This is a genomic window from Pseudomonas sp. ZS1P83 (assembly GCF_054897825.1).
The window spans coordinates 4,863,138-4,883,936 of the sequence record NZ_CM142706.1 but is presented as its reverse complement, the minus strand read 5'-3'; the positions used below and the strand labels follow the sequence as shown (position 1 = coordinate 4,883,936).

General features: G+C 58.9%; 20 protein-coding genes. 15 read left to right on the top strand and 5 right to left on the bottom strand.

Translation table 11 applies throughout. The features are described from left to right. Window positions 1-129 precede the first annotated feature (129 nt). The 3 genes from motA (at window position 130) to ACYZT0_RS23005 (ending at window position 3,282) form a co-directional block, all read left to right on the top strand. Window positions 130-981 carry a flagellar motor stator protein MotA gene (motA, locus tag ACYZT0_RS23015; RefSeq protein ID WP_462043132.1) on the top strand — a complete coding sequence of 284 codons (852 nt, stop codon included), beginning with the start codon at window positions 130-132 and terminating at the stop codon, window positions 979-981. Between the two features lie 3 nt (window positions 982-984). Further along, window positions 985-2,013 (top strand): flagellar motor protein MotB, encoded by a 1,029-nt coding sequence (gene motB, locus ACYZT0_RS23010; protein ID WP_462043131.1) that lies wholly within the window; start codon window positions 985-987, stop codon window positions 2,011-2,013. A 999-nt stretch (window positions 2,014-3,012) separates the two neighbouring features. Then, complete coding sequence (locus tag ACYZT0_RS23005; RefSeq protein ID WP_462043130.1) at window positions 3,013-3,282, top strand: hypothetical protein; 270 nt, start codon at window positions 3,013-3,015, stop codon at window positions 3,280-3,282. A gap of 449 nt (window positions 3,283-3,731) precedes the next feature. Here the strand turns inward: ACYZT0_RS23005 and ACYZT0_RS23000 are convergent, their stop codons facing one another. The 4 genes from ACYZT0_RS23000 to rsgA form a co-directional block, all read right to left on the bottom strand. Further along, a complete protein-coding gene (locus ACYZT0_RS23000; protein ID WP_462043129.1) occupies window positions 3,732-4,217 on the bottom strand; it encodes a toll/interleukin-1 receptor domain-containing protein in 486 nt (161 codons plus the stop codon). Continuing rightward, window positions 4,217-5,176, bottom strand: a complete 960-nt coding sequence (locus ACYZT0_RS22995) for a caspase family protein (protein WP_462043128.1) — start codon at window positions 5,174-5,176, stop codon at window positions 4,217-4,219. The genes ACYZT0_RS23000 and ACYZT0_RS22995 overlap by 1 nt, the downstream gene beginning before the upstream one ends. Before the next feature lie 3 nt (window positions 5,177-5,179). Next, the gene (locus tag ACYZT0_RS22990; protein ID WP_461976488.1) at window positions 5,180-5,587 is read right to left on the bottom strand and encodes a TIR domain-containing protein; all 408 of its coding nucleotides are present in this window, start codon (window positions 5,585-5,587) and stop codon (window positions 5,180-5,182) included. Window positions 5,588-5,798: 211 nt separating this feature from the next. After that, entirely contained in the window at window positions 5,799-6,830 is a 1,032-nt protein-coding gene (rsgA, locus tag ACYZT0_RS22985) for a small ribosomal subunit biogenesis GTPase RsgA (protein WP_008153263.1), read from the bottom strand. A 107-nt stretch (window positions 6,831-6,937) separates the two neighbouring features. Between rsgA and orn the strand changes: the two genes are divergently transcribed. The 3 genes from orn to ACYZT0_RS22970 all read left to right on the top strand — a co-directional run bounded on the left by orn (window position 6,938) and on the right by ACYZT0_RS22970 (window position 9,544). Further along, window positions 6,938-7,480 (top strand): oligoribonuclease, encoded by a 543-nt coding sequence (orn, locus tag ACYZT0_RS22980; RefSeq protein WP_008035288.1) that lies wholly within the window; start codon window positions 6,938-6,940, stop codon window positions 7,478-7,480. 235 nt (window positions 7,481-7,715) lie between these two features. Next, window positions 7,716-8,327: a trimeric intracellular cation channel family protein gene (locus tag ACYZT0_RS22975; RefSeq protein WP_462043127.1), complete on the top strand. Its 612-nt coding sequence runs from the start codon at window positions 7,716-7,718 to the stop codon at window positions 8,325-8,327. Between the two features lie 167 nt (window positions 8,328-8,494). Beyond that, window positions 8,495-9,544 carry a Fic family protein gene (locus ACYZT0_RS22970; RefSeq protein WP_462043126.1) on the top strand — a complete coding sequence of 350 codons (1,050 nt, stop codon included), beginning with the start codon at window positions 8,495-8,497 and terminating at the stop codon, window positions 9,542-9,544. Here the strand turns inward: ACYZT0_RS22970 and queG are convergent. Then, window positions 9,541-10,629, bottom strand: coding sequence for a tRNA epoxyqueuosine(34) reductase QueG (queG, locus tag ACYZT0_RS22965; RefSeq protein ID WP_462043125.1), 1,089 nt, complete (start codon window positions 10,627-10,629; stop codon window positions 9,541-9,543). The genes ACYZT0_RS22970 and queG overlap by 4 nt on opposite strands. Window positions 10,630-10,692: 63 nt before the next feature. On the opposite strand from queG, the gene ACYZT0_RS22960 reads away from it, so the two are divergent. The 9 genes from ACYZT0_RS22960 to hflC all read left to right on the top strand — a co-directional run bounded on the left by ACYZT0_RS22960 (window position 10,693) and on the right by hflC (window position 20,760). Further along, window positions 10,693-12,192, top strand: coding sequence for an NAD(P)H-hydrate dehydratase (locus ACYZT0_RS22960; RefSeq protein ID WP_462043124.1), 1,500 nt, complete (start codon window positions 10,693-10,695; stop codon window positions 12,190-12,192). Next, window positions 12,180-12,650: a tRNA (adenosine(37)-N6)-threonylcarbamoyltransferase complex ATPase subunit type 1 TsaE gene (tsaE, locus tag ACYZT0_RS22955; RefSeq protein WP_462043123.1), complete on the top strand. Its 471-nt coding sequence runs from the start codon at window positions 12,180-12,182 to the stop codon at window positions 12,648-12,650. The genes ACYZT0_RS22960 and tsaE overlap by 13 nt, the downstream gene beginning before the upstream one ends. Next, window positions 12,651-14,078 (top strand): N-acetylmuramoyl-L-alanine amidase, encoded by a 1,428-nt coding sequence (locus ACYZT0_RS22950; protein ID WP_462043122.1) that lies wholly within the window; start codon window positions 12,651-12,653, stop codon window positions 14,076-14,078. Next, window positions 14,075-15,985 (top strand): DNA mismatch repair endonuclease MutL, encoded by a 1,911-nt coding sequence (gene mutL / locus ACYZT0_RS22945; RefSeq protein WP_462043121.1) that lies wholly within the window; start codon window positions 14,075-14,077, stop codon window positions 15,983-15,985. Before ACYZT0_RS22950 ends, mutL begins: the two co-directional genes overlap by 4 nt. Next, window positions 15,985-16,956 carry a tRNA (adenosine(37)-N6)-dimethylallyltransferase MiaA gene (miaA, locus tag ACYZT0_RS22940; RefSeq protein WP_462043120.1) on the top strand — a complete coding sequence of 324 codons (972 nt, stop codon included), beginning with the start codon at window positions 15,985-15,987 and terminating at the stop codon, window positions 16,954-16,956. The genes mutL and miaA overlap by 1 nt, the downstream gene beginning before the upstream one ends. A 94-nt stretch (window positions 16,957-17,050) precedes the next feature. Continuing rightward, complete coding sequence (hfq, locus tag ACYZT0_RS22935) at window positions 17,051-17,311, top strand: RNA chaperone Hfq (RefSeq protein WP_007902656.1); 261 nt, start codon at window positions 17,051-17,053, stop codon at window positions 17,309-17,311. Between the two features lie 12 nt (window positions 17,312-17,323). Next, window positions 17,324-18,625 (top strand): ribosome rescue GTPase HflX, encoded by a 1,302-nt coding sequence (gene hflX, locus ACYZT0_RS22930; RefSeq protein ID WP_462043119.1) that lies wholly within the window; start codon window positions 17,324-17,326, stop codon window positions 18,623-18,625. A gap of 96 nt (window positions 18,626-18,721) precedes the next feature. Continuing rightward, entirely contained in the window at window positions 18,722-19,891 is a 1,170-nt protein-coding gene (hflK, locus tag ACYZT0_RS22925; RefSeq protein WP_462043118.1) for an FtsH protease activity modulator HflK, read from the top strand. Beyond that, on the top strand, window positions 19,891-20,760 hold the full coding sequence (hflC, locus tag ACYZT0_RS22920) for a protease modulator HflC (protein WP_462043117.1): 870 nt from the start codon (window positions 19,891-19,893) through the stop codon (window positions 20,758-20,760). The genes hflK and hflC overlap by 1 nt, the downstream gene beginning before the upstream one ends. Window positions 20,761-20,799: the final 39 nt, after the last annotated feature.

Here is a 20,799-nt window from a genome sequence, read left to right as displayed (position 1 = left end):
GAGCGGGCCAAATTGGCTTTTCGCCTGAACTGGCTATAGTCTGGCGCAGTTTTGCCGATAAGTAGAAGAAGAGATTTTTTAACTTCCGAATATGACCTTGAACCCGACTCAGTAAGTGCTCTCCTACCTATGGCTAAATTAATCGGCATCATCGTCGTATTCGCGAGCGTGCTCGGCGGATACGTGCTTTCCCACGGCAAAATTGCGGCCCTGATTCAGCCCTTCGAGGTGATGATTATTGGTGGTGCGGCCCTTGGCGCGTTCCTGCAGGCCAACCCCGGTTACATGACCATGCACGTGCTCAAGAAATCCTTGGGCATGTTCAGTTCGCGTTTCAGCCACACGTTCTATCTGGAAGTGCTGGGTCTGATCTACGAGATCCTCAACAAGAGCCGCCGCGAAGGCATGATGGCCATCGAAGGCGACATCGAAGATGCCTCCGCGAGCCCGATCTTTGCCAAGTACCCGACCGTGCTCAAAGACGATCGCATGACCGCGTTCATCTGCGATTACCTGCGCATCATGTCCTCCGGCAACATGGCTCCCCATGAGCTTGAAGGCCTGTTCGACATGGAGCTCTACAGCCTCAAGGAAGACCTCGAGCATCCATCCCACGCAGTGAACGGCATTGCCGACGCCATGCCCGGTTTCGGTATCGTCGCGGCGGTACTCGGTATCGTGGTGACCATGGCCTCTCTGGGCGAAGGCGACCAGAAATCCATCGGCCTGCACGTGGGTGCTGCACTCGTCGGTACCTTCTTCGGTATTCTCGCGGCGTACGGTTTCTTCGGCCCGCTGGCCCATTCCCTGGCCCACGATGCCAAGGAAGAACTGAACGTCTACGAAGCCATCAAGGCCTCGCTGGTCGCTTCCGCTTCCGGCATGCCGCCGTCGCTGGCGGTAGAGTTCGGCCGCAAGGTTCTGTACCCGGCGCACCGTCCTAGCTTTGCTGAGCTGGAACAAGCGGTTCGCGGTCGCTAAGCCATGGAAAATAACCAGCCGATAATCATCAAGCGCGTCAAGCGCATCGCCGGCGGGCATCACGGGGGCGCCTGGAAAATCGCCTTCGCGGACTTCGCGACGGCGATGATGGCGTTCTTCCTGGTGTTGTGGCTGCTGTCCACCGCCACACCCGAACAGAAGATCGCCATCGCCGGTTACTTCAAGGACCCGGTCGGCTTTTCCGAAAGCGGCACGCCGTACATCATCGACCTGGGCGGCACGCCGACCCTGGCGCCGGAAAACACCCTCAACCCCGAGGTGAAATCCCAGCCGCAGCCAGACAAGGTGACCATCGACGCCGAGCAGGTTGAAGGCATGGCCGAACAGGTCGAGAAGGAACGTCTCGAGCTGCTGCTGCAAGAACTGCAGAACAAGGTCGAAGAGAACCCGCAACTCAAAAAATTCAAAGACCAGATCCTGTTCGAGATTACGCCGGACGGTTTGCGCATCCAGATCGTGGACGCCGAAAACCGGCCGATGTTCGACTCCGGCAGTGCCCGTCTGAAGCCGTACTTCGAAGACATCCTGCTGGCCATGGCCGACACCATCAAAGCGGTGCCGAACAAGATCAGCATCAGCGGCCACACCGATGCCAAGCCGTACACGGGCACCGGTGACTTTGGTAACTGGGAGCTCTCGGCCAACCGTGCCAACGCTGCACGTCGTGCGCTGATCGCCGGCAGTTATCCGGATTCGCAGGTGGCGCGCGTCGTGGGTTATGCCTCGTCGGCGTTGTTCGACCGCGAGAAACCGTTCAATCCGGTCAATCGCCGAATCGACATCGTGGTGCTGACCAAGAAAGCCCAGCGCGCCATCGAAGGTTCGCAAGGTGCGGAACCGGCTCCAGAGCCGTCGCAAGGGCAGGGTGGCCCGGGCGAAGTGCCCGCCACACCAGCCGACCCGAACGCGTTGCCGGCGGATAAAGAACCGTTGCCGGCGCATGAGCTTCGCGAGCGCTTGAATCTGTTCGATAGCCCGGCACCGAAGCCGGGTGAGCCACCGAAGCAGTGACCCACAAAAAAGCCGACAGCGATGTCGGCTTTTTTTTGCGGCCTTCACTGGTTTGGAAGCCACTTTATTTTCAGCGTGGGCACGGTCCCTGTGGGAGCTGGCTTGTCGGGTCGCTGCATCGCTGCGATAGCGGCCTTATGGCCGGCGTGAGTTTTGGTGTGTACATATCCATTCCTGCGGTAACGGCCCCCTATGGTTTCGCTTTTACAGCGAGTCACTTGGAAAAGCGCCAAGTAACCAAGCGCTCTTGCCCCTTTCGTTCGGTGCCTCGCTAAGGCTCGGCATGCCCGCGTTCCGGTCCTGCTCCGTGGGCCCGCCGCCATCGGCCATCCATGGCCGGGGGCGGCTAACCCGGCATCCATGCCGGGTTGCCCACTGCGCAGAACCTCCACTCGGCCTCTCGAGGGGGCGTGCACCGCAACAGCACCGCGAAGCGAGCTAACGCTCGACCTCGTTGTTTGGTGGTGTACGCGTTCCCTTGTAGGAGCCGGCATGCTGGCGATGGTCGTTAACGATAACGCGCGTGAACTGGTTAAACGCGGGGCACTTGAGTCTATCGACAGCAAGCCGGCTCCTACAGGTATTGCGTTATCTGTGTTTTCCCGGACTTCACGATGAGCCTTTTTTGCCTGCAAGAAAAAATTTACATCTGCCTGATCGCGGTAAAAATCAAGGAATGAGGGCATGTCCGAGAAAGGTGTAGGAAGTCTCCGAGACGTATAAACCGGGTTTTTCTTCGCTTAAGGCTCGCCTATAGTTTGTCCGTCGCCGACGAATCGGTGATCGACTTTAGCCGGTCGTATCAGATGATGCACAAGCGCCCGTATAATCGCGGCGCTTTTCGCTGCCTGGCAACTACATGTCTATGGTGGCTGTGCGTGGGACACCTTCGGGTGTACCGGGTCATCTGTCCGGTCGGCTAAACCCGCGCACAGCTACCACCTAATTCGTTTAGCCGCGAAAGGGTGGGAGCTTCACCTATCAGATGAGATTCAAGCCATGCCCAAATTCCACCCGCTACAAGGCAACTTCAGCGTCGGCCCGACGCTGTACATCGACACCGAAGCCCGCGCTTCCGATCTCCTCGAAACCGCCGTCCACCGACTCAAAGCCGCGCGTAATCTGCTCAACAGCGTCACCTGCCTGTGCGTCAAAGAAGCCGAAGGTCACGACCTTGAGCATTTCGCCAATGCTGCGCACATGTTGATCCAGGACGGCTGTGATGCCTTGGATGTGCTGGGCTGGAGGCTGGAAAAAGCTGCAAGCTGAAAATGAGAAAGCCGCGATGTTTGCGGCTTTTTTTCTCTCGATGTTTCACAAGCAGCCGAGACGGATTTCTGATTTTTAATTTCATATGAAGGCATTGGCGTGGTGTGCCGATCATGTTCGTGGCATCACGAAAATGATCGAGGTCGGCTAAGGTGGTCAGCGCCCGATCGAAGATTTCATATTCTCTTGTTATCCTTGCTACCGTTTGCCCGTTCGGCCTCCGGAGAGGCCGAGAGCGAGCACGCACCTGTGGGAGCGAGCCTGCTCGCGAAAAACTTCAGGACAACGCGTTCATTCAGGCAGCGCGGGTTCTCATAGTCGTCCATCTCGAGCAGGCTCGCTCCCACAGTTGATCGGCGTACAACTGGCTTTTCACCAGTCATCAGGCTGAGCGTTAGCTAGCCTTCAAACGGATATTCACCCAAGCAAATGCGGCAGTTTCGTGCGCGTCAAAAACCGCGACGAATACGCGTTTTGAGCTTGTCATGAAACACATCCGCATCCCGCTTATACACACTGCGAATCGCCTCACTAAAAGACTCCAGTCCCATCGTTCGACTGGACAGCGTCTCTTCCCGATAAGCATCAATAAAGAAATTGATGTCAGCATCGCCGCTCAATTTCGGCCATTTATCGAGATACAGCGGCAGGGCGTTCTGACCAGTCTGAAAAGAACAAATCCGCCGATTGCTGATCGTTGCTTCACCGATTTCAAACGGAACCCACCAGGACTGTGCCGTCTCCTGCGAGACCACCGCCAGCAAATGCGTGCAGTCGCTGATGTTGCGGGTGATGACGGCGGTGATGTCATCGGTTTGCTGGGATTCGGTATCCAGTACGTCGAGGTAGGTCTTGATGTTGGCCCGCACCAGGCGATCGTTGATGGTCATCGCCTGTGCGCGATCGGTGTGGCGGTAGCTGATAAACACTGGCATCAGAAGTGTCCCTTGATCGCGAGTTCGCGGTAATAGGCGCCGAGCGCGGTCAGGCGGCAGCCGGTGGAATGCATGGCGGCGAAGTACATGTGCTCGGCGTCGACCGGTTCGATCAGGCTGTGGCGATTGCACTTTTGCAGCTGGCTGAAAATCTCGCCGTTGTCGGGATCGAACGCGGCTGCGGTAGGTTCGTGACTGGGATCGAGCGGATACACATAACTGGGCTCCGGGAACCAGTCCTTGAGTTTGCGCAGGGTTTCTTCGGCGATCAGTGGCGCGACTTCGCGCAACGGCACAAATTGCGAGACGTTGGTCTTGAACACTGGCCGTTGTTCCCACGCGCCCAACGCATTGTCGACGAATGAATACACGCTGCCGGGAGTGACCTTGCCCAGTACGTTGGCGGCCCCACCGTGCAGCGCTTGCAGCAACAGGTCGGTAAACACGCCGTGGCCGCGTCCTTCGAGTGCAACCTGATCTTTTTTGCAGGCGGTGAGAATGGTCATGCCTTCGCCGATGACGCTGCTACCACCGCGTAACCCGCGCATTGCGGCGGCTGCGCCAGCCTGGCAGCAGTCGAGGATGATGATTTTGTTCTTGATGTGGGGGGCGTTGTCCGCCCAACTCAATATGTCGCTGATGCGAATACCATCGCCACCCCGTGCAAAGTCCTGAGGAATCAGCAGCCCCTCGTCGATGCTGGTATCGAATTGGCCATGGCCGGCGAAATACAGCAGCGCCACATCACAATCGCCGGAAAACAGGCTTTGGATGTGCTGCTTCATGGCCGTCAGCGAAAGGTCATCTTCGGCTGAGGTCAGCACCTTGCTGCTGAAGTTCGGCCGCCCGTTGGCGTGACGCTCCAGCACCGAGGCCATGGCCATCGCGTCGTTATTGCATCCGCTCAATGGAGAGACGTGGGCGTAATGGTTGATCCCGATGAACAATCCCTTGCGCATGGTTCAACCCGCCGCGTGAGTGCGAATGGCACTGATGATGCTGTTGGTGTTCCACGCACACTCCGCGTGCGCCGCCTGGCGTACCACCGTGGAAATCCGCTCCGCACCAAACGGCTTGACCGCAATAATCACCTTGTTCATGCGTTTGGCGATCTCGATTTCCTTGTTGATCCACTTGCTGTAGGTCGAATACATCCCCGCCATGATCAGCACTGCCGAGCAGGGCCGGATCTTGTTTTCGATGGCGGCTTCAAGTTGTTTGTCGGTCTGCGCGCCGATGATCGGGTTGTCCGTCGGCACTGAAAAATTTTTGAATGTGAAGCCGGGTTTGGCGTTGAGCAGCCGCACGAGGTTGTCGTGAGCGTGGGGGTAACTCCACGAGTGGCTGATGAACAAATGATAGGTTTGCATGGATGTCCCTCGGTATCGCCGGAGTGCGAAGAGGGCTTGAATGTATGCACTTGGATGGGCGCAACAAGGCCTGCGCGGTTAAAGAGACGGGTCCTTCAAACAGGCGCGCAAATGCCCTACAGAGATATCTGACGTTTAAAAGGCGGGGGATTTACAGGTCGCAACGAACAGCCCGCCGCCCCGTTTGCATCGGAGCGGCTGGAGTGTCTGTTTAATAGCTGGTTTCGGGCAAACTGGCGATGATCGAGCGATAACTGTTCATCCGTTGCTGCTGCACGCGGCCTTCTTCCAAGGCCTTGAGCAGGGCGCAACCCGGCTCGCGGTCGTGCTTGCAGTCGCGGAAGCGGCAGGTGCCGATCAGGTCGTTGAACTCGATGAAGCCGGCTTCGACATCGGCGCGGCTGACGTGGCCCAGACCGAACTCACGAATACCCGGGGAGTCGATCAACTCACCGCCACCGGGGAAGTGGAACAACCGCGCGGTGGTGGTGGTGTGAGTGCCCTGGCCGGACAGCTCGGACAGCGGGCCGACACGGGCTTCGACTTCAGGCAACAGGCTGTTGACCAACGAAGACTTGCCGACGCCGGACTGGCCGACGAACACGCTGATGCGCCCGTCCAGCTGTTCTTGCAGTTGCTCCATGCCGTTGCCGTGGTGCGCCGACACTTCCAGCACCGGGTAACCCAGCGTGCGGTAAACCGCCAGCAAGGCATTCAACGCCGGGGCGTTCTGCTCGTCGATCAGGTCGAACTTGTTGAGCAACAGCAGCGGCCGGATGCCCGCGTGTTCAGCGGCGACCAGGTAACGGTCGATCAAGTTGGCGTGAGGCTCGGGCAGTGGCGCGAAGACAATCACGATCATGTCGACGTTGGCGGCTACAGGCTTGAGCTGGCCACGGCTGTCCGGACGGCAGAGTTCGGTTTTGCGCGGCAGTTGCGCCACGATCACGCCGATGCCCTGGTTGCCGGCACGCCAGACCACCTGATCACCGGTCACCAGCGCAGGCAGGTTGGCGCGCAAGTGGCAGCGGAACACCTGGCCGGCCAAATCGCCATCGAGGGCTTCGACTTCGACCTGCACACCGAAGTGCGCGATCACCAGGCCGGTCTGTTCCGGACCCAGATCGCCACCCTCAAGTGCCTCGACAGCCGAGGACTCGCGTTTGGCGGCGCGGGCAGCGCGCTCGCCCTGAATCTTTTCGATGCGCCAGTTTTGACGACGATTGAGTTGGCGTTTGGCCATGGGTGTTCCGTATCAAGAATGCAGCGATTAGGTAAAACGGCCGCGAGTTTAGCACGCCCGGCCACCGGCCTAGGCTAAACTGCGCAGCATTGCCTAGGAGCCGACATATGCAAAACCCGCAGAATCTGATTTGGATCGACCTGGAAATGACCGGTCTGAACCCTGATACCGACGTCATCATCGAGATGGCCACCATCGTCACCGACAGTGACCTGAACACCTTGGCCGAAGGTCCGGTGATCGCTATCCACCACAGCGACGAAATCCTCGCCGGCATGGACGAATGGAACACCCGTCAACACGGCGGCTCCGGGCTGACCCAACGGGTGCGCGACAGCCGTATCAGCATGGCTGAAGCCGAAGCCGAAACCATCGCCTTCCTGGAAAAATGGGTGCCGAAGGGCAAGTCGCCGATCTGTGGCAACAGCATCTGCCAGGACCGTCGCTTCCTTTATACCCACATGAAATCCCTGGAAAGCTTCTTCCACTACCGCAACCTCGACGTCTCGACGCTGAAAGAGTTGGCCGCACGCTGGGCGCCGGATGTGCGCGACAGCTTCAAAAAGGGCAGCACGCACCTGGCCTTGGACGACATCCGCGAATCGATCGCCGAGCTGCAGCACTACCGCAAGCATTTCATCAAGTTCTGATGCAGATGGGCCTTTGTGGCGAGGGGATTTATCCCCGTTCGGCTGCGCAGCAGTCGTAAAGCAATTATCTGCGGTGTGCCTGATACACAGCGGTTGCCAATTGGGACCGCTTCGCGATCCAGCGGGGATAAATCCCCTCGCCACAGGTCAGCACTCATGCCATAAACGGCATGGCGCTCTTTTGGGGCTTCGGTGAAGTGAGTAGACTGCGCGCCTTCCTGCAAGGACCGCCACCATGTTGCTGATGCTTTACCTGATCGCCATCACCGCCGAAGCCATGACCGGTGCCTTGTCTGCCGGACGTCGCGGGATGGATTGGTTTGGCGTGGTGCTGATCGCATGCATCACAGCGTTGGGCGGTGGTTCGGTGCGTGACGTGCTGCTCGGTCACTACCCGCTGACGTGGGTCAAACACCCGGAATACCTGGTGCTGACCTCGGTGGCGGCGATGTTCACGGTTTTCGCTGCGCGCTGGATGCGGCACCTGCGCTCGCTGTTTTTGGTGCTCGACGCCGTAGGTCTGGTGGCATTCACCCTGATCGGCTGCATGACCGCCCTCGAAATGGGCCACGGCATGCTGGTGGCGTCGGTCAGCGGCGTGATCACCGGGGTTTTCGGCGGCATCCTGCGCGACATTTTCTGCAACGACATCCCGCTGATTTTCCGTCGCGAACTCTACGCCAGCGTCTCGTTCGCCGCGGCGTGGTGCTACATGCTCTGCATTTACCTGCAATTACCCGGTGAACAGGCGATCCTCATCACCCTGTTTGGCGGCTTCCTGCTGCGTTTGCTGGCAATCCGTTTCCATTGGGAAATGCCGAAGTTCGTTTATAACGACGAAACCTGATTTCAGCGGTGTGCATGGTCTGATAAATGTGTGCTTCGAAATATCCTGTCGAGGAAGTCGCTTAGGTTGCTCAGTGAAAATAGGGTAAAAAGTCCATAAATAGGGCAATTCGTTATTGAATTACCCTGTTTAGTTTTGAATTACCCTATTTGGCAGGTACAACATTTATGCGGTCACTTACTCCTGAATTTCTCTCAACGCTTCGCTACAACGGATTGCAGGTCGCGACGTTGCGGGCTCTCGGTGAGTACCGTGGCAAGCAACAATTGTTCGTTTCCCAGTCCCCAGAAATTCTCCAGGACCTGAAGCAGCTTGCAGTCATCGAGTCCACAGAGTCATCGAACCGATTGGAGGGGGTGGTTGTTTCACCAAGTCGGTTGAAGTCGCTGATTATCAAAAATGCTGACCCGAAAAGTCGCTCCGAGCAAGAAGTTGCGGGTTACCGCGATGCGCTTTCTCTTATTCATGAGGCGGCAGAGGGGATGCCATTCTCCGAGGGCGTCATTCGGCAATTGCATGGCATGCTTTATCGCTATCTACCGCAGGATGGCGGGGAGTGGAAAGCAACGAACAATGACATCATCGAGCGTCATCCGGACGGCAGTTCGCGTATCCGCTTTCAACCGGTCGCTGCACATCTGACACCCATTGCAATGGTCGATATGGTCATGCAGTACCGCAAAGCATTGGATCAGAATCTGGCAGACCCGCTGGTGTTGGTCCCGCTGAGTATTCTCGACTTTCTCTGCATACACCCTTTCTCAGATGGCAACGGGCGCGTAGCACGACTGCTTACCTTGTTGTTGCTTTATCAGTTTGATTATCGCGTAGGCCGTTTTATTAGCCTTGAGCGGATTTTCGAAGACTCAAAGGAAAGCTACTACGAAACACTTGAGGTCAGCTCTCAAGGTTGGCATGAGGGTCGGCACGATGTTCAGCCATGGCTCAACTATTTCTGGGGCGCGCTACTTCGCGCTTACAAAGAGTTTGAGGAGCGTGTTGGTAAGATCGATAAGCGCCATGGAGGAAAAAGCGATCGAGTTCGAATTGAAGCGTTGAAGCGCACCCTACCGTTTTCGATTACTGAGCTTGAAGAGGCTTGCCCTGGCGTGAGTCGAGACACTGTGCGTATGGTTTTGCGTTCATTGAAAGCTGAAGGGCTAATTGAGTCGACTGGGAAGGGGCGCAGTGCCAAGTGGATAAACTTGCATCGCTAAGGGCGAGTTCCATGGTCGTCAGCGCGCTGCTCATGTTGCTTCAACGCCCACTCGACATGCCCCCGCACCAACTCCGACGGATAGTCCCGCCGCGCCTTCAACGCTTCCAGCACCGGAATGCTCGACGGCGCGTTCCCCAGGCCTACCGCCAGGTTTCGCAGCCAACGCTCGTAACCTGCTCGGCGTAACGGCGAACCTTCGGTGCTGTTGAGGAACTTGTCCTCGTCCCACATGAACAGCTCGGCCAGTTCAGCGTTGTCCAAATTGTGCCGTGGCTTGAAGTCGCTTTCGCCGGACGGACGGGCGAAGCGGTTCCAGGGGCAGACGATCTGGCAGTCATCGCAACCGAACACCCGATTGCCGATCAGTGGCCGCAAATCTTCCGGGATCGCGCTTTTCAGTTCGATGGTCAGGTAGGAGATACAGCGTCGGGCATCCAGCACGTACGGGCCGACGAAGGCATTGGTCGGGCAGATGTCGAGGCACGCGGTGCAGCGGCCGCAATGTTCGGAGGCGTGGGGCGGGTCGATGGGCAGCGGCAGGTCGACGAACAGTTCGCTGAGGAAGAAGTAACTGCCAGCCTTGCGATTTAGAACCAGAGTGTTTTTGCCGATCCAGCCAAGTCCGGCCTTTTCAGCGATGGCTTTTTCCAGCACCGGCGCGCTGTCGACAAAGGCGCGATAGCCAAACGGGCCGATGACTGCCTGAATTTTTTCCGCCAGTTGTTGCACGCGTTTACGGATCAATTTGTGGTAATCACGGCCCAAGGCATAACGCGAGACGTAGGCTTTGGCAGGTTGTGCCAGGCGTTTGGCCATTTCGGTGTCGCCCGGCAGGTAGTCCATGCGTAGGGAAACCACCCGTAACGTGCCCGGCACTAGCTCTTCCGGGTGTGAGCGTTTGCTGCCGTGGGCGCCCATGTACTCCATTTCGCCGTGGTAGCCGGCCGCGAGCCAACGTTCCAGGTGCTGCTCATGCTCGGCCAGGTCGAGACCGCTGATGCCGACTTGCTGAAAGCCCAGCTCGCGGCCCCAGTCCTTGATGGATTGGGCGAGGGCGGGCAGGTCTGTGGTAATAGCGGGCATGAGGCGAGAGAAACCGGAGCTGAGGTGCGTATAATTCTGCCAGACATCGGAGCCCGAAGACGCATGCCGCAGACTAAAGATGATTTACCCGACGCGCTGTATAGCGCCGCGCAAGTCCGAGCCCTCGATGCGAGCCTGATCGCGGCTGGTACATCGGGCTTCGAATTGATGCAGCGCGCGGCGCGGGCGACCTGGCGCGCGCTGGTCCGTCATTGGCCGACGGCGAACGAGTTGAGTGTGGTGGCCGGCCACGGCAATAACGCCGGCGACGGTTATCTGGTGGCAGTACTGGCGCGACGTGCTGGCTGGCATGTGCGGGTGTTGGCGGCGGGTGATCCCCAGCGTTTACAAGGCGACGCGGCATTGGCCCATGCCGAGGCCGTGTCCGAGGGTGTCGCGGTTCAAGCCTGGAACGCACATTCGGAGTTGCGCGGTATCGTGCTGGATGCCTTGCTCGGCACCGGTCTGACGGGAGAGGTGCGAGAGCCTTACGCCAGTGTGATCGCGGCGATCAATGCCAGTGGGCTGCCGGTTGCGGCCGTGGATATCCCTTCGGGGTTGTGTGCTGATACCGGCCGAATACTCGGTGCTGCCGTTCGAGCTGATCTGACCGTAACCTTCATTGGTTTGAAGTTGGGTCTTTTCACGGGAGACGCTGCGGATCTGGTTGGCGAACGGGTCTTCAATGATCTGCAAGCTTCCCCCGAGTTTTTCAACGGGGTCGCCGCCACCGCCCGTCGCCTGACGACCGGTAACGTGCCGCGTCTGGCGGCTCGCCCCCCCAGCTCCCACAAAGGTAAATTCGGCCACGTCCTGCTAATCGGCGGTGATCGCGGATTTGGCGGCGCCATCCTGCTGAGTGCGCAAAGTGCGCTGCGTAATGGTGCCGGAATGGTGTCCGTGGCCACGCGCAGTGAACATGTTCAGGCCGCACTGGCGAGAATTCCCGAAACCATGGTGTTGGGTATTTCGTCGGCCAATCAACTGATGGGACTGCTTCAAAAAGTTTCCGTGCTGGTTGTCGGCCCAGGCTTAGGTCAGGCTTCCTGGGGGCGCAGCCTTTTGTCGGCGGCTGCCAACGCGCCGTTGTCGCAAGTCTGGGACGCCGATGCGTTAAATATGCTGGCTGAAGAACGAGTGAGCTTGCCCAAGGATTGTGTGATCACTCCGCATCCGGGCGAGGCGGCGAGGCTGCTGGGGATATCGACTGCCGAGGTGCAGGCTGATCGTCCTGCAGCCGTTCACGCATTGAGCAAAAAATACACGGCTGTAGTCATTTTGAAAGGCGCTGGCAGCCTGGTCGCCAGCCCCGATGGGCGCCTTGCGTTGTGTCATCAGGGGCATCCGGCCATGGCCACCGCTGGTTTGGGTGATGTGCTGGCCGGTCTGGTTGGTGCTTTGCTGGCTCAAGGCATGGAGGCGTACGACGCCGCCTGCCTGGCCGTCTGGCTGCACGCCAATGCCGGCGAGCAAGAAGGTAAAACGGGCCGTGGGCTGGCGGCCAGTGATCTGATTCCAGCCATTCGTCAGTTGTTGGAGGAGCAAGCACCGTGTCTGAAGTAACCCTGTACCTGGCTGATGAAGAGGCGATGACCGCATTTGGCGAGCGCATCGCAAAAACCACTCAAGGGCACGGTCTGATTTTTCTGGAAGGGGATCTGGGGGCCGGGAAAACCACGCTGTCGCGGGGCATCATCCGGGGTCTGGGGCATGTCGGTGCGGTGAAAAGTCCGACGTTCACGCTGGTCGAACCCTACGAGATTGGCGACATCCGGGCCTTCCATTTCGACCTCTATCGCTTGGTCGACCCTGAAGAGCTGGAATACCTCGGTATCCGCGACTACTTCGAAGGTGACGCCTTGTGCCTGATCGAATGGCCCCGACAGGGTGCAGGCTTTTTGCCAAAGCCCGACCTGACCATTACCATTAGCCCGCAAGACAGCGGGCGTTCGCTGAAAATTTTGTTCCAGGGCTCGCGTGGCGAGTCGTGGTGTGCCGCTTTGGCATTGGAATCCAATTAAATGATGGGGTTAGGTATGCGCTTTCGCGCGATGGTAGCTGCCGTAGGATTGTTGTTTTTGGCGGTGACCGTCGACGCTGTGGCCGAGACGAAGGTCAACAGCGTTCGCCTGTGGCGGGCTCCGGACAACACACGATTGGTGTTCGACCTGACAGGGCCTGTCCAGCACAGCGTCTTCACCCTGACCGCCCCGGATCGGCTGGTCATCGACATCAATGGCGCGACTCTTGGGGCGCCGTTGAACGTCAACTCCTCGAACACTCCGATCACCGCCATGCGCTCGGCTCAACGTACGCCGACCGACCTGCGAGTGGTCATCGACCTGAAAAAAGCCGTAACGCCGAAAAGTTTTACCCTGGCGCCAAACGCCCAGTACGGCAATCGCCTGGTGGTCGACTTGTTTGATAACGCCGCCGACGCCGCGCCAATTCCAGTGCCGACCAATGTCGCGACAGTAGCCCCGGTACCGGTCACGCCGGTGGAACCCGTGGTGAAGCTGCCGCCCGCACCAGCCGGCAAGCGCGACATTATTGTGGTCATCGATGCCGGTCACGGCGGCGAAGACCCGGGTGCCTCGGGCTCTCGCGGTCAGCGTGAAAAAGACGTGGTGCTGGCCATTGCCCGCGAACTGCAGCGTCAGGTCAACGGCATGAAAGGCTTCCGCGCTGAACTCACCCGCACCGGCGACTACTTCATTCCGCTGCGTGGCCGTACCGAAATCGCCCGCAAGAAAGGCGCCGACCTGTTCGTCTCGATCCACGCCGACGCCGCGCCTTCTGCGGCCGCCTTCGGTGCGTCGGTGTTCGCCTTGTCTGATCGCGGTGCGACCTCGGAGACCGCCCGTTGGCTGGCCGACAGCGAAAACCGTTCCGACTTGATCGGTGGTGCCGGCAGCGTCAGCCTCGACGACAAGGACCGGATGCTGGCCGGCGTGCTGCTCGACCTGTCGATGACCGCTTCCCTGACGTCCAGCCTGAACGTTGGCCAAAAAGTCTTGAGCAACATCAGTCGCGTCACCCCATTGCACAAACAACGGGTGGAGCAGGCCGGGTTTATGGTGCTGAAGTCCCCGGATATTCCATCGATCCTGGTGGAAACCGGGTTCATCTCAAACGCCAACGAAGCTTCCAAGCTTGCCGCAGCGAACCACCAGCAGGCGCTCGCGCGTTCGATCAGCGCCGGTGTTCGCCAATTCTTCCAGCAGAATCCGCCACCGGGCACCTACATCGCCTGGCTGCGTGATTCCGGCGGAATCGCTCAAGGCCCACGTGACCATCGGGTAAACCCGGGTGAAACACTGGCGATGATTGCCGTGCGTTACCAGGTGTCGCCAGCCACGCTGCGCAGTGCCAACAACCTGAAGAGTGACGAGCTGAAGATCGGTCAGAACCTGACCATTCCCGGCACTGAACTGGCGGCCAAAGAATGAACCAGGTGTTGACCAACACGGCTCGCATCGAGCTGCTCAGCCCGCGACTGGCGAACCAGATTGCCGCCGGTGAGGTGGTTGAGCGCCCGGCCTCGGTAATCAAGGAGCTGCTGGAAAACAGCCTCGACTCCGGCGCCAAGCGCATCGATGTCGATGTGGAGCAGGGCGGCGTCAAGTTGCTGCGGGTTCGCGACGACGGCAGCGGCATTTCCGCCGATGACCTGCCGCTGGCTCTGGCCCGTCACGCCACCAGCAAGATCCGCAACCTGGAAGACCTCGAGCAGGTCATGAGCCTGGGCTTTCGCGGTGAGGCACTCGCCTCGATCAGCTCCGTGGCCCGCCTGACCCTCACCTCTCGCACGAAAGAGGCCGATCAGGCCTGGCAGGTAGAAACCGAAGGCCGGGACATGGCGCCTCGCGTGCAGCCGGCGGCCCATCCGGTGGGCACTTCGGTGGAAGTGCGCGACCTGTTCTTCAATACCCCGGCGCGGCGCAAATTTCTCAAGACCGAAAAAACCGAATTCGATCACCTGCAAGAAGTGATCAAACGTCTGGCCCTGGCACGTTTCGACGTGGCGTTCCATTTGCGTCACAACGGCAAAACCATCCTCAGCCTGCACGAAGCCCATGACGACGCGGCCCGTGCCCGGCGTGTGGCGGCGATTTGCGGTTCGGGTTTTCTCGAGCAGGCGCTGCCGATCGAGATCGAGCGCAATGGCTTGCATTTGTGGGGTTGGGTTGGCTTGCCGACGTTCAACCGCAGCCAGGCGGACTTGCAGTATTTCTTTGTGAACGGCCGTGCGGTACGCGACAAACTGGTGGCCCACGCGGTGCGCCAGGCCTATCGCGACGTACTGTTCAACGGTCGGCACCCGACGTTCGTGCTGTTTTTCGAGGTCGATCCGGCGGGCGTCGACGTCAACGTGCACCCGACCAAGCACGAAGTGCGCTTCCGTGACGGGCGCATGGTTCATGATTTCCTCTATGGCACCCTGCACCGCGCCTTGGGCGATGTGCGGCCGGAAGATCATTTGGCCGCGCCGGTGGCGACGGCCATCGTTCGACCGACCGGCATTGATGCTGGCGAGTTCGGTCCGCAGGGCGAAATGCGTCTGGCGGCCAATGCGTTACTGGAACAGCCTCAGGCCCAGCCATCGTTCAATACGTCGGCAGGCTCGGGCGCGGGCGCCGGTTATCAATATCAGTACTCGCCGCGGCCTCAATCGGGTGTACCTGCGGCTGAAGCGCAGGCTGCCTACCGTGAGTTCTTTGCGCCGTTGCCAGAAGCGAATGCTGTCGCACTTCCGGCCGGGCAGGACGATATTCCGCCGCTGGGTTATGCACTGGCGCAGCTCAAAGGCATCTACATTCTTTCGGAAAACGCCCAGGGCCTGGTGCTGGTGGACATGCACGCCGCCCACGAGCGGATCATGTACGAGCGCCTGAAAATTGCCATGGCCAGCGAAGGCCTGAGCGGCCAGCCGCTGCTGGTGCCGGAATCCCTGGCGGTCAGTCAGCGTGAAGCCGATTGCGCCGAAGAACACGTTGCTTGGTTCCAGCGCCTGGGCTTTGAATTGCAGCGTCTCGGTCCGGAATCCCTGGCCATCCGGCAGATCCCGGCATTGCTTAAACAGGCTGAAGCTAATCGTCTGGTAAGCGATGTACTGGCAGATTTGATGGAATACGGCACCAGCGACCGGATTCAGGCCCACCTGAACGAACTGCTCGGCACCATGGCCTGCCACGGCGCGATTCGTGCGAATCGGCGTCTGGCCCTGCCGGAAATGAACGGCCTGCTGCGCGACATGGAAAACACCGAACGCAGCGGTCAATGCAACCATGGCCGACCGACCTGGACCCAGCTGGGCCTGGACGATCTGGACAAACTGTTCTTGCGCGGTCGCTGATGAGCCAGCTCCCTCCTGCAATTTTCCTGATGGGGCCGACCGCCGCCGGCAAGACCGACCTGGCCATTGAACTCACCAAGGTCTTGCCTTGCGAGCTGATCAGTGTCGATTCGGCGTTGGTCTACCGCGGTATGGACATCGGCACCGCCAAGCCTTCCAAAGCGCTTTTGGCTGAGTTCCCACACCGGTTGATCGATATTCTCGACCCGGCAGAGAGCTATTCGGCCGCAGATTTCCGTCGTGACGCCCTTGAAGCCATGGCCGAGATCACCGCGCGGGGGAAAATTCCGCTGCTGGTGGGCGGCACAATGCTCTATTACAAGGCTTTGGTTGAAGGTCTGGCAGACATGCCCGCGGCCGATCCGGACGTTCGTGCGCAGATTGAAGAAGAAGCTGCACGCCTTGGTTGGCAAGCTCTGCACGATCAATTGGCGGTCATCGATCCGGAGTCCGCCGCGCGTATTCATCCGAACGATCCGCAGCGACTCAGTCGAGCGCTGGAAGTTTATCGCGTCAGCGGTCAGAGCATGACTGCACTAAGGTTGCGACAATCTGCGCAAAGTACTGAAGCAGCCGCTTCGGGACTGCAACAATTGCCCTATACTGTCGCGAACTTGGCCATTGCTCCGGCAAATCGTCAGGTATTGCACGAGCGAATTAAACAAAGATTCACGAATATGTTGGAACAGGGATTCATTGATGAGGTCGTAGCCCTGCGTAAGCGAAGTGACCTGCATGCCGGGTTGCCTTCTATACGTGCAGTAGGCTATCGACAAGTCTGGGACTACCTGGATGGCAAGCTGACGCAAGCCGAGATGCAGGAGCGTGGAATCATTGCCACGCGCCAATTGGCGAAGCGCCAGTTCACCTGGCTGCGCAGTTGGGCTGATTTACACTGGTTGGACAGCCTGGATTGCGACAATCTGCCGCGCGCCTTGAAATACCTGGGGACCATCTCCATATTGAGCTGAGTCCTTGCAATTGCCGTCTATCCTTGGGGGTCTGACGGCCACAAGCCATCTGTTTACCTATTTTTTATATTGAATCCTTAAAGGAGTGCGGCACATGTCAAAAGGGCATTCGCTACAAGACCCTTACTTGAATACTTTACGTAAAGAGAAAGTGGGGGTTTCCATCTACCTGGTCAACGGGATCAAACTGCAAGGCACGATCGAGTCTTTCGACCAGTTCGTTATCCTGCTGAAAAACACCGTCAGCCAGATGGTTTACAAACACGCTATCTCTACAGTGGTGCCGGTTCGTCCAATTCGTCTGCCTAGCGCAACCGAATCCGAAGCAGGTGACGCTGAGCCAGGTAACGCCTGATAGGAGTCTCCTTTGTTCTTTGAGCGCCACGGTGGTGGTGAGCGGGCAATTCTCGTTCACTTGGATGGTCAGGACCCTGAGGCGCGCGAAGATCCGCAGGAGTTTCAGGAGTTGGCAATTTCGGCTGGCGCCGAGACCGTCGCGTTTCTCAACGTACCGCGTCATCGGCCAACCGCCAAATACCTGATTGGCAGCGGCAAGGTCGAAGAGTTACGTGACCTGGTCAAAGCCGAGCAGGTAGATCTGGTGATTTTCAATCACATCCTTACGCCCAGTCAGGAACGTAACCTCGAACGTGTTTTCGAGTGTCGCGTGATCGACCGCACGGGTCTGATTCTCGATATCTTCGCCCAACGCGCCCGTACCCATGAAGGCAAGCTCCAGGTCGAACTGGCCCAGCTTGAGCACATGAGTACGCGGCTGGTTCGGGGCTGGACTCACCTTGAGCGGCAGAAGGGCGGTATCGGTCTGCGCGGTCCGGGTGAAACCCAGCTCGAAACCGACCGGCGCCTGTTGCGGGTTCGCCTGCGGCAGATCAAGGGGCGCCTGGAAAAGGTTCGCAGCCAGCGCGAGCAGTCTCGTCGCGGGCGCAAACGGGCTGACATTCCGACGGTTTCACTGGTGGGTTATACCAACGCCGGCAAATCGACGCTGTTCAACTCGGTGACCGACTCCGACGTCTTCGCGGCTGACCAACTCTTCGCCACCCTCGACCCGACCCTGCGCCGACTCGAACTCGATGACCTCGGGCCGATCGTGCTGGCCGACACCGTGGGTTTCATTCGCCACCTGCCGCACAAACTGGTCGAGGCATTTCGGGCTACGCTCGAAGAGTCCAGCAACTCCGACCTGCTGCTGCACGTGATCGACGCCCATGAACCCGAGCGTATGGCTCAGATTGAACAGGTCATGGTGGTGCTCGGGGAGATCGGGGCTCAAGACTTGCCGATCCTTGAGGTATACAACAAACTCGATTTGCTCGAGGGTGTAGAGCCGCAGATCCAGCGCGATGCCGATGGCAAGCCGCAGCGGGTCTGGTTGTCGGCCAAGGACGGTACTGGCCTGGATCTGCTCAAGCAGGCGGTGGCCGAGCTGCTCGGGGATGATTTGTTTGTTGGCACCTTGCGCTTGCCGCAACGTTTTGCTCGACTGCGTGCGCAGTTTTTCAAACTCGGTGCGGTACAGAAAGAAGAACACGACGAAGAAGGCATCTGCCTGCTGGCCGTTCGTTTGCCACGGATCGAGTTGAATCGACTGGTGAGCCGCGAGGGATTGCAGCCGATGGATTTCATCGAGCAACACACTTTGCAATAAAAGCCTGAGAAAGCGGTTGTGCCGCGGTGACAGGCATTCTGTAGCATTGGTCGGCGCGCCGTGGGTGCGTCTTTGCTTTATCAGATGGAGAGCGCTATGGCTTGGAATGAGCCGGGTGGCAACTCGAATAATCAGGATCCTTGGGGTGGCAAGCGCCGCAATAACGGCGACCGCAAGGGACCACCGGATCTCGACGAGGCCTTCCGAAAGCTGCAGGAAAGCCTGAACGGGTTGTTCGGTGGTGGTAAAAAACGCGGTGATGACGGCGGTGGTTCGGGCAGGAGTGGCGGCTTCGGCGGCATTCTTGGCATCGGCCTTGTCGTGCTCGCGGCCGTATGGCTGTACAGCGCGGTCTATGTAGTCGACGAGCAGGAGCAAGCCGTGGTGCTGCGCTTCGGCAAGTACTACGAAACCGTCGGCCCGGGCCTGAACATCTATTTCCCGCCGCTTGATCGCAAGTACCTGGAAAACGTCACGCGTGAGCGTGCCTATACCAAGCAGGGTCAAATGCTGACTGAAGACGAGAACATCGTCGAAGTGCCGCTGACCGTGCAGTACAAGATCAGCAATCTGCAGGACTTCGTACTGAGCGTCGACCAGCCGGAAATCAGCCTGCAGCACGCGACCGAAAGTGCCTTGCGCCATGTGGTGGGTTCCACCGCGATGGATCAGGTGCTGACCGAAGGTCGTGAATTGATGGCCAGCGAAATCAAGGAGCGTCTGCAACGCTTCATGGATACCTATCGCACCGGTATCACCGTCACTCAGGTCAACGTACAGAGCGCAGCGGCACCGCGTGAAGTGCAGGAAGCCTTCGATGACGTGATTCGCGCCCGTGAAGACGAGCAGCGTTCGCGCAACCAGGCTGAAACCTATGCCAACGGCGTCGTGCCGGAAGCCCGTGGTCAGGCCCAGCGCATCATCGAAGATGCCAATGGTTACCGTGACGAAACAGTCTCGCGCGCCAAGGGTGAGGCCGATCGCTTCACCAAGCTGGTCGCCGAGTACCGCAAGGCACCCGAAGTCACCCGCGAGCGTCTGTACCTGGACACCATGCAGGAAGTCTTCAGCAATACCAGCAAGGTTCTCGTGACCGGCAACAAGAATGGCCAGAGCAATCTGCTGTACTTGCCGCTGGACAAAATGGTCGAGAGTGGTCGTAGCACCGGCACTGTGACCGGCGCGGCAGCCACCAGCAATGAAGCGAGCGCGCGTGCGGCAGCTGATCTGCAGCAACAGCCAGCACGTACCAGGGAGAGTCGCTGATGAGCAATAAATCGCTGATCACCCTTATTGTCGTCGTCGTCGTGGCGATCGCAGCCTGGAACTGCTTCTACATCGTGGCTCAGACCGAGCGTGCGGTGCTGCTGCAGTTCGGTCGCGTGGTCCAGGCTGATGTTCAGCCAGGCCTGCATGTGAAAGTGCCTTACGTTAACCAGGTGCGCAAATTCGACGCCCGCCTGATGACGCTGGATGCACCGACGCAACGCTTCCTGACGCTGGAAAAGAAAGCCGTGATGGTCGATGCCTACGCCAAGTGGCGCGTGAAAGATGCCGAGCGCTTCTACACCGCGACGTCCGGCCTCAAGCAGATTGCTGACGAGCGTCTTTCCCGTCGTCTGGAATCGGGCCTGCGTGACCAGTTCGGTAAGCGCACGCTGCACGAAGTGGTTTCCGGTGAGCGCGATGCGCTGATGACCGATATCACCACTTCGCTGAACAAGATGGCGGAAAAAGAGCTGGGCATTGAAGTTGTCGATGTTCGGGTCAAGGCCATCGATCTGCCGAAAGAAGTGAACCGCAGCGTGTTCGAGCGCATGAGTTCCGAGCGTGAGCGTGAAGCTCGCGAGCATCGCGCCAAGGGTAACGAGCTGTCAGAAGGCATTCGTGCCGACGCCGATCGTCAACGCCGTGTGTTGCTGGCTGAAGCCTATCGTGAATCCGAAGAGGTTCGCGGTGACGGTGATGCCCAGGCTGCTGCGATCTACTCCAAGGCCTACGGCCAGGATCAGGAGTTCTACGGTTTTTACCGTAGCCTGCGTGCCTACCGTGAAAGCTTCGCGAACAAATCCGACGTCATGGTCCTCGACCCAAGCAGCGACTTCTTCCGTTACCTGGAAAAAGCCAAGCCTTGATACGACGTTGACCTGAATCATCCCCCGCCTGGCGGCTAA

Bases quoted from the DNA above. Each gene is read 5' to 3' on its own strand.
- ACYZT0_RS22995 (WP_462043128.1), bottom strand. From the start codon at position 5,176: ATGCGCAAGGGATTGTTCATCGGGATCAACCATTACGCCCACGTCTCT.
- miaA (WP_462043120.1), top strand. From the start codon at position 15,985: ATGAGCCAGCTCCCTCCTGCAATTTTCCTGATGGGGCCGACCGCCGCC.
- ACYZT0_RS23005 (WP_462043130.1), top strand. From the start codon at position 3,013: ATGCCCAAATTCCACCCGCTACAAGGCAACTTCAGCGTCGGCCCGACG.
- rsgA (WP_008153263.1), bottom strand. From the start codon at position 6,830: ATGGCCAAACGCCAACTCAATCGTCGTCAAAACTGGCGCATCGAAAAG.
- hflC (WP_462043117.1), top strand. From the start codon at position 19,891: ATGAGCAATAAATCGCTGATCACCCTTATTGTCGTCGTCGTCGTGGCG.
- ACYZT0_RS22970 (WP_462043126.1), top strand. From the start codon at position 8,495: ATGCGGTCACTTACTCCTGAATTTCTCTCAACGCTTCGCTACAACGGA.
- ACYZT0_RS22990 (WP_461976488.1), bottom strand. From the start codon at position 5,587: ATGCAAACCTATCATTTGTTCATCAGCCACTCGTGGAGTTACCCCCAC.
- hflK (WP_462043118.1), top strand. From the start codon at position 18,722: ATGGCTTGGAATGAGCCGGGTGGCAACTCGAATAATCAGGATCCTTGG.
- ACYZT0_RS23000 (WP_462043129.1), bottom strand. From the start codon at position 4,217: ATGCCAGTGTTTATCAGCTACCGCCACACCGATCGCGCACAGGCGATG.
- ACYZT0_RS22960 (WP_462043124.1), top strand. From the start codon at position 10,693: ATGCCGCAGACTAAAGATGATTTACCCGACGCGCTGTATAGCGCCGCG.
- hfq (WP_007902656.1), top strand. From the start codon at position 17,051: ATGTCAAAAGGGCATTCGCTACAAGACCCTTACTTGAATACTTTACGT.
- orn (WP_008035288.1), top strand. From the start codon at position 6,938: ATGCAAAACCCGCAGAATCTGATTTGGATCGACCTGGAAATGACCGGT.
- ACYZT0_RS22950 (WP_462043122.1), top strand. From the start codon at position 12,651: ATGATGGGGTTAGGTATGCGCTTTCGCGCGATGGTAGCTGCCGTAGGA.
- ACYZT0_RS22975 (WP_462043127.1), top strand. From the start codon at position 7,716: ATGTTGCTGATGCTTTACCTGATCGCCATCACCGCCGAAGCCATGACC.
- queG (WP_462043125.1), bottom strand. From the start codon at position 10,629: ATGCCCGCTATTACCACAGACCTGCCCGCCCTCGCCCAATCCATCAAG.
- motA (WP_462043132.1), top strand. From the start codon at position 130: ATGGCTAAATTAATCGGCATCATCGTCGTATTCGCGAGCGTGCTCGGC.
- motB (WP_462043131.1), top strand. From the start codon at position 985: ATGGAAAATAACCAGCCGATAATCATCAAGCGCGTCAAGCGCATCGCC.
- mutL (WP_462043121.1), top strand. From the start codon at position 14,075: ATGAACCAGGTGTTGACCAACACGGCTCGCATCGAGCTGCTCAGCCCG.